Origin of the sequence: Delftia acidovorans SPH-1 (assembly GCF_000018665.1) — a bacterium.
GTDB classification, from domain to species: Bacteria; Pseudomonadota; Gammaproteobacteria; order Burkholderiales; family Burkholderiaceae_C; genus Comamonas; species Comamonas acidovorans.
In genome coordinates this window covers 6,616,092-6,628,167 of sequence record NC_010002.1, presented here as the reverse complement: position 1 = coordinate 6,628,167, position 12,076 = coordinate 6,616,092, and the positions used below count along the sequence as shown (strand labels likewise).

Annotated in this window: 8 protein-coding genes; 1 reads left to right on the top strand and 7 read right to left on the bottom strand. The window is 65.9% G+C overall.

Going from position 1 to position 12,076, the window contains the following annotated elements; genetic code table 11:
- Positions 1–103 precede the first annotated feature (103 nt).
- Positions 104–904, top strand: a complete 801-nt coding sequence (locus DACI_RS30040; RefSeq protein WP_012207743.1) for an IclR family transcriptional regulator — start codon at positions 104–106, stop codon at positions 902–904.
- A 37-nt stretch (positions 905–941) separates the two neighbouring features.
- Here the strand turns inward: DACI_RS30040 and DACI_RS30035 are convergent, their stop codons facing one another.
- From DACI_RS30035 to DACI_RS30005, 7 genes are all read right to left on the bottom strand, one after another.
- A complete protein-coding gene (locus DACI_RS30035; RefSeq protein ID WP_012207742.1) occupies positions 942–2,228 on the bottom strand; it encodes a TRAP transporter large permease in 1,287 nt (428 codons plus the stop codon).
- Positions 2,229–2,377: 149 nt separating this feature from the next.
- Positions 2,378–2,893: a TRAP transporter small permease gene (locus DACI_RS30030; protein ID WP_012207741.1), complete on the bottom strand. Its 516-nt coding sequence runs from the start codon at positions 2,891–2,893 to the stop codon at positions 2,378–2,380.
- 147 nt (positions 2,894–3,040) lie between these two features.
- A complete protein-coding gene (locus tag DACI_RS30025; RefSeq protein WP_012207740.1) occupies positions 3,041–4,027 on the bottom strand; it encodes a TRAP transporter substrate-binding protein in 987 nt (328 codons plus the stop codon).
- 297 nt (positions 4,028–4,324) lie between these two features.
- Positions 4,325–5,827, bottom strand: coding sequence for a sodium/proline symporter PutP (gene putP, locus DACI_RS30020; RefSeq protein ID WP_012207739.1), 1,503 nt, complete (start codon positions 5,825–5,827; stop codon positions 4,325–4,327).
- A gap of 79 nt (positions 5,828–5,906) precedes the next feature.
- The gene (gene putA, locus DACI_RS30015) at positions 5,907–9,944 is read right to left on the bottom strand and encodes a trifunctional transcriptional regulator/proline dehydrogenase/L-glutamate gamma-semialdehyde dehydrogenase (RefSeq protein WP_012207738.1); all 4,038 of its coding nucleotides are present in this window, start codon (positions 9,942–9,944) and stop codon (positions 5,907–5,909) included.
- Between the two features lie 171 nt (positions 9,945–10,115).
- Positions 10,116–10,610 (bottom strand): fimbrial protein, encoded by a 495-nt coding sequence (locus DACI_RS32440; protein WP_063328532.1) that lies wholly within the window; start codon positions 10,608–10,610, stop codon positions 10,116–10,118.
- 663 nt (positions 10,611–11,273) lie between these two features.
- Positions 11,274–12,062: a hypothetical protein gene (locus tag DACI_RS30005; protein ID WP_012207736.1), complete on the bottom strand. Its 789-nt coding sequence runs from the start codon at positions 12,060–12,062 to the stop codon at positions 11,274–11,276.
- Between the last annotated feature and the right edge of the window lie 14 nt (positions 12,063–12,076).

Sequence of the window (12,076 nt, the reverse complement as noted above, 5' to 3'; positions counted from 1 at the left end):
GTTGCCGCCGTGGACTGCAACCCCGCGCAAACCCTTGCCGCCTCCTGGCGATCAGGCATGATCGAAAGCGTTTCCGGCCTTCCACACGACACGACACCGCCCCATGCCGCCATCCCTTGCCAGCGCTGCCCCGGACCCCACCCCTGCACGGCAGGACGAAGCGAACTCGGTCTCCGATCGCTCCCTGGCCGTGCTCGATTTCGTGACCCAGGCCGAGGCCCCGCCAGGCCTCATGGACATCGCAGCCGCGCTCAACCTGCCCAAGGCCACGGCCTCGCGCCTGTGCTCCCACCTGGAGGCGCGGCAATGGCTGCTGCGCCATGAGGGTGACCGCAGCTTCTCCCCCGGCCCCAAGCTGCTGAGCCTGGCGGTGCGCGCCCTGCAAGCCGACCCGCGCCAGGCCCTGCGCCATGAGCTGCTGTCCCAACTGGTGGCCCGTCTGGGCGAGACCTGCAACCTCACCGTGCTGGACGGCACGCGCGTGCGCTACCTGGACCGTGTCGAGACCCACTGGCCGCTGCGCATCCAGCTGGAGGCCGGATCGATGGTGCCCATCCACGCCACGGCCAGCGGCAAGCTGTTCCTGGCCCATATGCCTGCGGCCCGGCGCGCCGCCATCCTGGACAGCGTGGAACTCACCGCCTGCACGGCCAACACGCTGACCACGCCCGAGGCGCTGGCGCAGGAGTGCGCGCGCATCGTGCGTGAAGGCCACTCCTGCGACCGCGAGGAATTCATGCGCGGCATGATCGCCGTGGCCGTGCCCGTGCGCGATGCCAAGGGCCAGTGCCGCGCCACGCTGGCCGTGCATGCGCCCGAGGCGCGCATGCCGCTGGCGCAGGCGCTGGAGGGCCTGCCGCACCTGAAGGAAACGGCCCAGCGCATGGCCGGCCTGCTGTTCTGAATCCGAAAAAAAGGGCCTCTTCAAGAGGCCCTTGTCGTCACTGGAAGCCCAGCGTATGCGGCAACCAGGTGGACAGCGCGGGGATGAAGGTCAGCAGGCACAGCACCACGAAGTGGGCCAGCAGGAACAGCGGCATCTCGCGTGTGAGATCGGTGATGGACACGCGTGTGGCCACCGAGGTCACGAACAGCAGCCCGCCCACGGGCGGCGTGATCATGCCCAGCGTCAGGTTCACGATCACCACCATGGCGAAGTGCGTGGGATCGATGCCCAGGCTGAACGCAATGGGCGCCAGGATGGGCACCAGGATCATCACGCCGGGCAGCGGCTCCATGAAGATGCCGAACACCAGCAGCAGGATGTTCACCGCGATCAGGAACAGGGTGGGCGACAGCTCCCAGCTCACGATCAGCTCGGACAGGTACTGCGGAATGCCCTCCACCGTCAGCACCCAGGCAAAGGCGGCCGAAGTCGCCATCACCAGCAGCACCGAGGCCGTCAGCATGGCCGAGCGTGCCGCAATGCCCGGCAGCGCCGACCACTGCAGCGTGCGGTACACCCACTTGCCGCAGACCAGGGCGTAGAACACGGCCACCACCGACGCCTCGGTGGGCGTGAAGATGCCGAAGCGGATGCCCACCACGATGAGCACGATCAGCATCAGCGCGGGAATCGCCTTGAAGCTGTTGATCCAAATCGTGCGGCCGTCAGGGCGCGGCTCGGTGGAGCGGTAGTCGCGCTTCCTGCACACCCACCAGTTCACGGCGGCCATGGCCAGCGCGATCAGGATGCCGGGTATGAAGCCGGCCATGAACAGCCCGCCCACCGACACGTTCTCATCCTGCAGCGCGTAGATGATCATGCTCACCGACGGCGGAATGATGGGCCCCACGATGGCCGTGCTGGCCGTCAGCGCCGCCGCGTAGGAGCGCGCGTAGCCGGCCTTGTCCATCATCTTGACCATCATCGAGCCGGGGCCGGCCGCATCGGCCAGGGCCGAGCCCGAAATGCCCGAGAACAGCGTCAGCGACAGCACATTGGCATAGCCCAGGCCGCCGCGCAGATGGCCCACGAACTGCGCTGCAAAGCGCAGCAGCACATGCGTGAGCGCCCCGCCCGACATCAGCTCGGCCGCCAGGATGAAGAAGGGCACGGCCATCAGCGGAAAGCTGTCTATGCCCGTGAACATCTCCTTGAACACGATGAGCTGCGGATAGCGGCCCCCCACGAAGACGGCCAGCGCAGCGGAGATCGCCAGCGCGAAGGCCACCGGAAAGCCCAGCGTGAGCAGGACGACGATGGCGATGAAAAGCGTGATACCCATGATGTGCGTTCGAATCAGTTATTCATGGCAGAGCGATGGAACTGACACGCTCCAAGGCAGGAGACACCAAGCAAGGGCCTGGGCCGGCCGCGCCGCCCCGCAGCGAGGGTGTCGTCCCCTGGGGGAAGGCGCGCAGCGACTCAGGGGGGTCATATGGACGCGGCTGCGTCGGCATCCATTTCGTCCGATTTGGCGAAGGAGCCATCAGCCACGTAGCCGCGCGCAATGAACAGCAGATGCACCAGCATCAGCACGAAGCCCACGGGCATGGCCGCGTAGACGAAGGAAATCGGAATGTCCGTGGCCGCCGTGGTCTGGAAGCGCGTGGCCCAGACGTACTGCGACGAGGCCACCGCCATCACCGCGCAGAACAGGCCCACGCCCAGCACCACGAGGCGGCGCAGCCACTGCGCTTTGCGCGTGCCCACCGAGCGGTGCAGGTTGTCGATGGCCACATGGCCGCCGAAGCGCAGCACCAGGCCCGCGCCCAGGAAGGTGACCCAGATCATCATGTGCCGGGCCACTTCCTCGGCCCAGACAATGGAGTCGCCCGTGGTGTAGCGCAGCACCACATTGGCAAACACGATGCAGGCCATGGCCAGCAACAGCACGATCAGCAGCCAGCGGTTGCAGGCCACAAGGGCGCGTTCGATTCGGTTGAGCATAGGAGTGGGCGAGGGCAGGAGGGGAGTGGCGCAAGGGCCGGGCTGCCGTCGGAGGTCAGATCATCGGGGCGGGCGCCGTGCGGGGCCATGGGGCTTGCCCGCAGCGGCGGCCCGGTGCCACGGGCAGGCCGCCCGTGGCAGGAAGGATTACTTGGCGTTGGCGATGGTGTCCAGCGTCTTCTGGCCGAACTTCTTCGCGTATTCCTTGTAGGCTGGCTCCAGCGCGGTGCGGAAGGCAGCCTGGTCCACCTTCTCCACCACCTGCATGCCGTGGCTCTTGGCCTCTTCCACGCCCTTCTTCTCCACCGTGTCCACGAACACGCGCGAAGCGATGGCGCCCGACTTGGCGCCCTGCGTGAAGGCCGCCTTCTGGCTGTCGTTCAAGCTGCCCCAGAACGAGGGCGACACCAGCAGGGCCATGGGCGCGTACACATGGGCCGTCAGCGTCAGGTGCTTTTGCACCTGCCACAGCTTGGCCGAGGCCAGCACCGAGATCGGGTTCTCCTGGCCGTCGATCGTGCCCTGCTGCAGCGCACCGATCACCTCGGGCCAGGACATGGGCGTGGGCGATGCGCCCAGCGTGCGGAAGGCCGTGATGTGCACGGGGTTCTCGGTCACGCGGATCTTCAGGCCCTTGAGATCGGCCACGCCGTTGACGGCGTGCTTGTTGTTGGACAGGTGGCGAAAGCCCTGCTCGCCCCAGGCCAGCGCGACCAGGCCGCGCTTGCTGAACTTGGCCAGCAGCTCCTGGCCGAAGGCGCCGTCCAGCACGGCGCGCGCATGCTGCGTGTCGCGGAACAGGAAGGGAATGTCCACCACGCCCACATCGGGCACGAAGTTGCTGATGGCGCCCGTGGAGACGATGGCCGCCTCCACCGTGCCCAGCTGCAGGCCCTCGATCAGCTCGCGTTCGCCGCCCAGGGCGGACGCGGGGAACTGCTTGAACTTGTAGGCGCCGTTCGTGCCCTTTTCCACCGCATCGGCCCAGGCCTGGGCAGCCGCGCCGTAGTGCGAATTCACGGCCAGGGCGTAGCCCACCTTGACCTCCTTGGTCTGGCCCAGTACGGCGCCAGCCGAAGCAGCCGCCATGGCGGCCACGCAGGTCGAAAGAAGGGTGCGGCGGATCATTTGCATAGCGGCAGTCTCACTTGTTGTGTGTTGAAAAATGGCCCCCACGCTCCCCTTGCAGGGCAAGGTCCGCGGTCCCCCGCAGGGGGCCGCTTTTCATCCTGGGGCGGCCCGGCGACGAAAAAAAGAGCCCATGGATTGTAGTGACCACTCCCCTTGTGGCGACCACGTACAAAGCGCTCGTCATGTGCGTTGAGGTGCATCTGATTTGGCGATGCCATAGGTGCTGAAATGACAAACGCCCGATGCGCGCAAGCGTCATCGGGCGTCGGGTTCAGATGGAGCGGGTCAGCTCATTGCCACTCAGCGTGCCCCGATCCGCTCGAACTCGCTCTCCACCGCCGCATGCGCTTTCAGGATGCTTTGCGAAGGCGCAGGGCCCATGCGGCTGACGACCACCGTGGCCAGCCAGGCCAGGATGAAGCCGGGGATGATCTCGTACAGGCCCAGCCAGCCGAACTGCTTCCACACCAGCACGGTCACGGCGCCGGTGATGATGCCGGCCAGCGCGCCGCCGCGCGTCATGCGGCTCCAGAACAGCGACAGGATGATCACCGGGCCGAAGGCGGCGCCGAAGCCGGCCCAGGCGTAGCTGACCATGCCCAGCACCTTGGAGTCGGGGTTGCTGGCGATGGCGATGGCGATCAAGGCCACCAGCAGCACCATGGCGCGGCCGATCCAGACCAGTTCGATCTGGCTGGCATTCTTGCGCAGGAAGGTGCGGTAGATGTCCTCGGTCAGCGCGCTGGAGCACACCAGCAACTGGCACGACAGCGTGCTCATCACGGCCGCCAGGATGGCCGCCAGCAGCGCGCCCGAGATCCAGGGGTTGAACAGCTGCTTGGTGATCTCCATGAACACCGTCTCGGCATTGGCGTTCACGGCGGCGGCGCCACCGGGGTTGGCCGCGAAGTAGGGGATGCCGATGAAGCCCACGGCCACGGCGCCGGCCAGGCACAGGATCATCCAGGTCATGCTGATGCGGCGGGCCGAGGGAATGGTCTGCACCGACGAGGCCGCCATGAAGCGCACCAGGATGTGCGGCTGGCCGAAGTAGCCCAGGCCCCAGGCCAGCAGCGAGACCACGCCCACGAAGCTGGCGCCACGGAACAGGTCGAACTTCTCTGCCGCCACGATGGCGTGCAGGTCCTGGCCCGGCTGCAGATGGCCCTGCACGGCCAGCCAGGCGATCACGGGCGCCAGGATCAGCGCCGTGATCATCATCGAGGCCTGGATGGTGTCCGTCCAGCTCACGGCCAGGAAGCCGCCGATGAACACATAGGCGATGGTGCACAGCGCGCCCACCCACAGGGCCGTGCTGTAGGGCATGCCGAACATGTTCTCGAACAGGCGCGCGCCCGCCACCACGCCCGAGGCGCAGTACAGCGTGAAGAACACCAGGATCACCACGGCCGTCACGATGCGCAGCACGTTGGAGTGGTCCTCGAAACGGTTGGCCAGGTAGTCGGGCAGGGTCAGCGCATTGCCGGCACGCTCGGTGTACAGGCGCAGCCGCGCCGCCACCAGGCGCCAGTTCAGGTAGGCGCCCAGGATCAGGCCGATGGCGATCCAGGCTTCCGACAGGCCGGACAGGTAGATGGCTCCGGGCAGGCCCATCAGCAGCCAGCCGCTCATGTCCGAGGCGCCGGCCGACAGCGCCGTCACGAAGCTGCCCAGGCTGCGGCCGCCCAGGATGTAGTCGGAAAGATTCTTGGTGCTGAAGTAGCCGATGGCGCCGATGCCGAGCATGGCGACCAGGTAGATGGCGAACATGATCGCCGTCGGGTCGTTCCAGTTGAATTGCATTGAAGTGTCCTGCGTTGGTCGTGTTTTTTCGGGTTGTGCGGGGCGCTTGCCAGGGGCCGGTTGTGCCGGCCCCGGCGGTTCAAGCCATGGTCATGAGCTGTGCATTGCCGCCTGCGGCGGCGGTATTGGTGCTGATGGATTGCTCGTGGAACAGCGCGGCCAGGTCATAGCCGCGGCCCGCATGCAGCTCGTCGCTGTTGCGGCTTTCCACGCGCACCAGGGCACCGTCTCGCGCGGCGACCTGGGCGCAGACCTGCAGCAGGGCGTCGCCGTCGCCCTCGAACAGCAAGGCCGCCATGGGCGCTTGTGCATCAGCCAGCGATTCGGCGCTGGCGCTGTGCAGCCATGGCACACCGGCATCGCCCGCAGCGGCGCGCAGCGCCTGCCAGGTGGCGGCGCAGCCGCTGTCGGCGCCTGTTCCGTTGTCGGGCAGCACGGCATGGCAGGCGTTGCCGCTGGCCAGGGCTGCTGCCACCTGGGCCACCAGGCCCAGCGGCGTGCGCGGCAATGCCCAGACGGGGCCGCGCGGCAGCAGGCGGTAGCGGTTGGATTCGCCCGTGGGGCCGGGCAGCAGCATGGCGGCGTCCAGGCGCGAGGCGGCCAGGGCCTCGTCGCAGGCGGCCAGGGCCTGCACCTGCTCATCGGCGGACATGTCCTGGGGCGGTGCCTTGGACAGCGTCTCGCGCAGCAGGCCCAGCAATTGCAGCGGTGCCTGGGCGGACGACTCGGCCCGCGCAAAGACGGACAGCGCCGCGCTGGCCGGCCCCTGCGCCAGCCGGTGCAGGTACAGCGGGCCGCCGGCCTTGGGGCCGGTGCCGGACAGGCCCATGCCGCCGAAGGGCTGCACGCCCACCATGGCGCCGATCACATTGCGGTTCACATAGATGTTGCCCGCATGCACGCGCTGGGTGAGGTGGGCAATGGTCTCGTCGATGCGGCTGTGCACGCCGAAGGTCAGGCCGTAGCCGGTGGCGTTGATGCCATCGACCAGCGCGTCCAGCTGCTCGCGCTTGAAGCGGATCACATGCAGCACGGGGCCGAAGACCTCGCGCTGCAGGCGCGTGGTGCTGTCGATCTCGATGAGCGCCGGGGCCACGTAGTGGCCGTTGAGCACGCCGTCCTTGCGTTCCACGCGGGTGACCTTCTGGCCCGCCGCGGCCATCTGCTCTATGTGCTGCTCGATCTGGCGGCGCGCCGCATCGTCGATCACGGGGCCCACATCGGTGCTCAGGCGGTCGGGGTTGCCCAGGTTCCACTCCTGCAGCGCATCGCGCAGCATGGTCAGCGTGCGGTCGGCCACCTCGTCCTGCAGGCACAGCAGGCGCAGGGCAGAGCAGCGCTGGCCGGCCGAATCGAAGGCCGAGGCCAGCACATCGGCCACCACCTGCTCGGCCAGGGCCGAGGAGTCCACCACCATGGCGTTCTGGCCGCCGGTCTCGGCAATCAGCGGAATGGTGCGGCCCGCAGGCGACAGGCGGCGGGACAGCTGGCGTGCAATCAGGCGCGCCACCTCGGTGGAACCCGTGAACATCACGCCCGCCACCTGGGCATGGGCCACCAGGGCCGCGCCCACGGTCTCGCCCGTGCCCGGCACCAGCTGCAGCGCGTCGCGCGGCACGCCAGCCTCGTGCAGCAGGGCCACCATGGCGGCGGCCGTCAGCGGTGTCTGCTCGGCAGGCTTGGCCAGCACCGTGTTGCCGGCGGCCAGGGCCGCAGCCACCTGTCCGCAGAAGATGGCCAGGGGGAAATTCCAGGGACTGATGGCCAGCACCACGCCCAGCGGGCGCTGCGCGGCGTTGTCGAAATGCGCGGCCGCCTGGGCGCCGTAGTAGCGCAGGAAGTCCACGGCCTCGCGGACCTCGGCCACGGCGTTGGAAAGGGTCTTGCCCGCCTCCCGCATGATCAGGCCCATCAGCGGCTGGCTGCGTTGCTCCAGCAGGTCGGCGGCGCGGGCCAGCGCGTCGGCACGGGCGGCGGGCGGTGTGCCGGCCCAGATGGGCGCGGCCTGCGCGGCGCGCGCGGCGGCGGCTTCGGCCTCGGCCGCCGTGGCCTCGCGCACCCAGCCCACGATGTCGGACAGCTCGGCCGGGTTGCGCATGGGCTGCCAGCCTTCGGTACGTGCCGGGTCGGCCGGCAGGTCGGCATCCGCGGGGGCGGCCAGATAGGTCTGGCGCGTGCTGTGCAGCAGCGCGGCGGCCAGCGAGGCCAGCTGCTGCTCGTGCGCCAGGTTCAGGCCCTGGGAGTTGGCGCGGGCCTGCCCTGGCTTGTCTCCCTGCTGCGCGAACAGATCGGCCGGCAGCGCAATGCGCGGGTGGGGGGCGCCCAGCCGGCCTTCGTTGCGCGCGATCTTCATCACCTCGTCCACCGGGTCGGCCACCAGGTCGGAGACCGGCACGGAGGCATCGCCGATGCGGTTCACGAACGAGGTATTGGCACCGTTCTCCAGCAGGCGGCGCACCAGATAGGCCAGCAGCGTCTCATGGCTGCCCACGGGCGCATAGATGCGGCAGGGGCGGGCCAGCTTGCCTTCGGAGGCCGGGCCCGTCACCTGTGCGTACAGGGGCTCGCCCATGCCGTGCAGGCACTGGAACTCGTACTGGCCGCTGTAGTAGCTGCCGCCCACGGCCTGGGCCAGGTGGTAGATGCTGGCCAGGGTCTGCGCGTTGTGCGTGGCGAACTGGGGGTAGATGGCATCGGGCGCATCCAGCAGCTTGCGCGCGCAGGCCAGGTAGCTCACATCGGTATAGACCTTGCGCGTATAGACCGGGTAGCCGGCCTGGCCGCCTTCCTGGGCGCGCTTGATCTCGCTGTCCCAGTAGGCGCCCTTGACCAGGCGCACCATCAGGCGGCGGCGGCTGCGGCGGGCCAGGTCCACCAGGTAGTCCAGCACCTGCGGGCAGCGCTTCTGGTAGGCCTGGACCACAAAGCCTATGCCGTTCCAGCCCTTGAGCGAGGGCGCGGCACACAAGGCCTCCAGCAGGTCCAGCGACAGCTCCAGCCGGTCGGCCTCTTCGGCGTCGATGTTCATGCCGATGTCGTACTGCTTGGCCAGCTCGGCCAGCTGCAGCACGCGCGGCAGCAGTTCGGCCATCACGCGCTCGTACTGCGCGCGGCTGTAGCGCGGGTGCAGGGCCGACAGCTTGATGGAGATGCCAGGCCCCTCGAAGATGCCGCGTCCGTTGGAGGCCGCGCCAATCGCGTGGATGGCCTGCTCGTAGGCCTGCAGGTAGCGCTGTGCGTCGGAATCGGTGGCGGCCGCCTCGCCCAGCATGTCGTAGCTGTAGCGAAAGCCCTGTTTTTCATAGGCGCGGCTGTTGGCCAGCGCCTCGGCAATGTCCTGGCCCGTCACGAACTGCTCGCCCATCAGCTTCATGGCGCGGTGTACGCCCTGGCGGATCAGCGGCTCGCCGCCCTTGCCGATCACGCGCGTCAGCGCCGACGACAGGTTCTTTTCGCTGCTGGTGGACGTGAGCTTGCCCGTCAGCACCAGGCCCCAGGCCGCCGCGTTCACGAACAGCGAGGGCGAGCGGCCCACATGGGCGCGCCAGTCGCCCTTGCTGATCTTGTCGCGGATCAGCGCATCGCGCGTGGCACGGTCGGGAATGCGCAGCAGCGCCTCGGCCAGGCACATCAGCGCCACGCCTTCCTGGCTGGACAGCGAGAACTCCTGCACCAGCGCCGCCACGCCGCTGCCGGCCGGCGCATCGCGCAGGCCCTGCACCAGCCGGGTCGCCAGCTCGCGCACCTTGTCGGCCTGCTGGGCATCCTGGGCGCGTGCCAGCGGCAGCAGCACCGGCAGGCACTCGGGCTCGGGCCGGTGCCAGGCGGCCGTGATGGCAGCGCGCAACGGCGTCTGCGGCAGGATGGACTGGGCGAATTCCAGAAAAGGTTGCACCTCTTGCGGGCTGCTGGGTTGCGCTTCTTCCAGCGCCACATCGCCCTGGCTGTCGCCCGCGCTGGACAGCCGGATGGTGGTCGCGCCGCGCTCCAGGGCATCGACGTACTGGACAACCGCCTGCTTGATCAGCCAGTGCGGTGTGCGCCCTATCTGCTGGGCGGCGATGCGGATACGCTCGCGCAGAGCGTCATCAACCTTGATGCCTACGGTGGTGGACATGGTGTGCCAGTGAGGAATGGAAAAGGTGGGAAATGCGAATGGAGATACACCATGAAGAAGACATGGTGCAACCTTGCTTGGTTGAAATGTCGCAGAGGTTGCGACGTTTTTGGAATGGGGTTAACCCTTTTGTCTCATGACCCAAGCCGATACCGCCGTGTTACGGCCGGCCTACTGGTAGTCGATGGTGAAGGTCGCCAAGGCATTGGCGCTGCCACCGCCGCTCACGGTATTCCTGATCTGCCGGTAGCGCGCCTCCAGGTCGATCTGGAAATTTGCCGTGCCCTGCGAAATCGTGCCCGCCTGCCAGCCGTTGGCTGCGCCAAAGCCCTGGATCGCGCCATTTCTCAGCACCTCCACGCCAACGCCGCTGACCTGCGAGCCGGTCAGCGCCAGCACCGAGGGGACTTGCGTGTCCGTCGTGCCCGACAGCGTCACGAAAGGCTTGATCTGGGTGTTCGGGTCGCCGCCGGAGCAGCTCAGCTGGATGGAGAAGGGCACCTTGTCCGTGGTCGCACCCAAACCCGTGAAGCGTGTGTCGGGATGCGTGCCCAGCGGTACGCTGATGCTGTCCGACACCAGCGTGCAGGTGGGATTGATGGGGACCAGGGTGACACCGGAGAAAACGTATTGCGCGGCGAGTGCTCCGGCAATTTTCATTTCCATGTATGGTCCTGCCAGTTGGATCTCTCCAAAAATAGTACTGATGGGTCCTGTTTTTATGAAATCTATTGTAATGGTGGATTTTTCTCCTTCGGGAATGGTGTATGAATTCGTTAGTGTAGGTCGATCGCTGGGAATTGTTCCAATCCCTTCCATTGACATGCGTAATCCTATTCCGGGGACATTGCTGGGATAGATTCTGTCATCAGGGACTCCGAATCCTGAAAATGAAGGTCTGCCAAAGCCTGAGCAAACCACTCGCGCAGGTATTGAGGAATATCTCTTGTTGTCGATTACTGGGTTAAGCGAAATTACTGCAAACACTTTGCCGTTTGGTTCGGAGTTTATGTTGATGGGTAAACTCAGGGCCTGATTCACGGGGTAAGATGCAATGTAATGGTTCTTTCCATCAGTGGTCGGATTGGAGTCAGCCGGCATGCAGAATGCTGCATGGGATGCGGAAATGGTGGAAAAAATGATTCCCATGGAAAATGCGAAAAGCTTGTACATATTCATTCTGGTTCTCCATCTGGAATCAAGGCGGCAGTTCGAAAGAACAACGTGGCGTCTTGTGCCGTGTGCCGTTAGCCCTGGCATGTGCAGGCGCATGGCATCTCTGAGGAGTGCAGCGCCTGCTCCAAGGCCCTCGCAAAGGCAGGCTTGGGATCAGTGGCGGTTGAGCGAAAGTTGGGCGACACTGGAACTTCCCATGACCGGCTTGATGCCTGGCAGTCCATCAGCAAGGCAGGATGGAGCTTTGGCGATCATTTTCGGCAGCCTGCCCTCAGCAGCGGGGCGATCGGAAGAATGGGCGACGGCGGCCGTGGCCGGGTTCTCTGCGCTGAGGCTCGCGGTGCAGAACGGACCGGTCGGAGCGGTGGCCTCACGGTCAAACTGGTATTGGGCGATTACCACGTCGTCGACCTTGTATTGAAGGAAAACCCCTTTGAGGGGCCCTGCCTGTTTGATCGGGCCAATCTTCACCAGATAGATATAGATGGGAGCATCGGACAGTTCCTGGATGGGAAAGTAGCTCTGTATTGCATTGCTTGGGTCGGTCGGAATAGGCATTTTTCTGAAATCTATGCGCAGTCCTATGCCGGGAATGGAGCTCTCATAAGCCCGGTGTTTCTGGTGAAAGGTGCCCACGCCATACCAGCCAGAGGTTTGGTATTTTGCACAGAACATTGCACCCCCTTTCATTCCAGTATATTTCTTGTTGATGATATAAGGGAGAAAGGCGACGCGGCCCACTACACTGCCGATTGCACGAGATTCAATATCAAACGGCAGTGGGACCTCCAGCGTTCTACTGGGCAGGAGGACATAATGATTTTTGCCATCGTTGATGGAATTGCCGACTCCATCGTTAGAGCAAAAAGCTTGCGCATGTGCCTGGCCTATGGAAAAAATGAAGAGTACTGAGGACAATGCGATGGCACGGGAAATTATCATGAAAATGCTCCGTT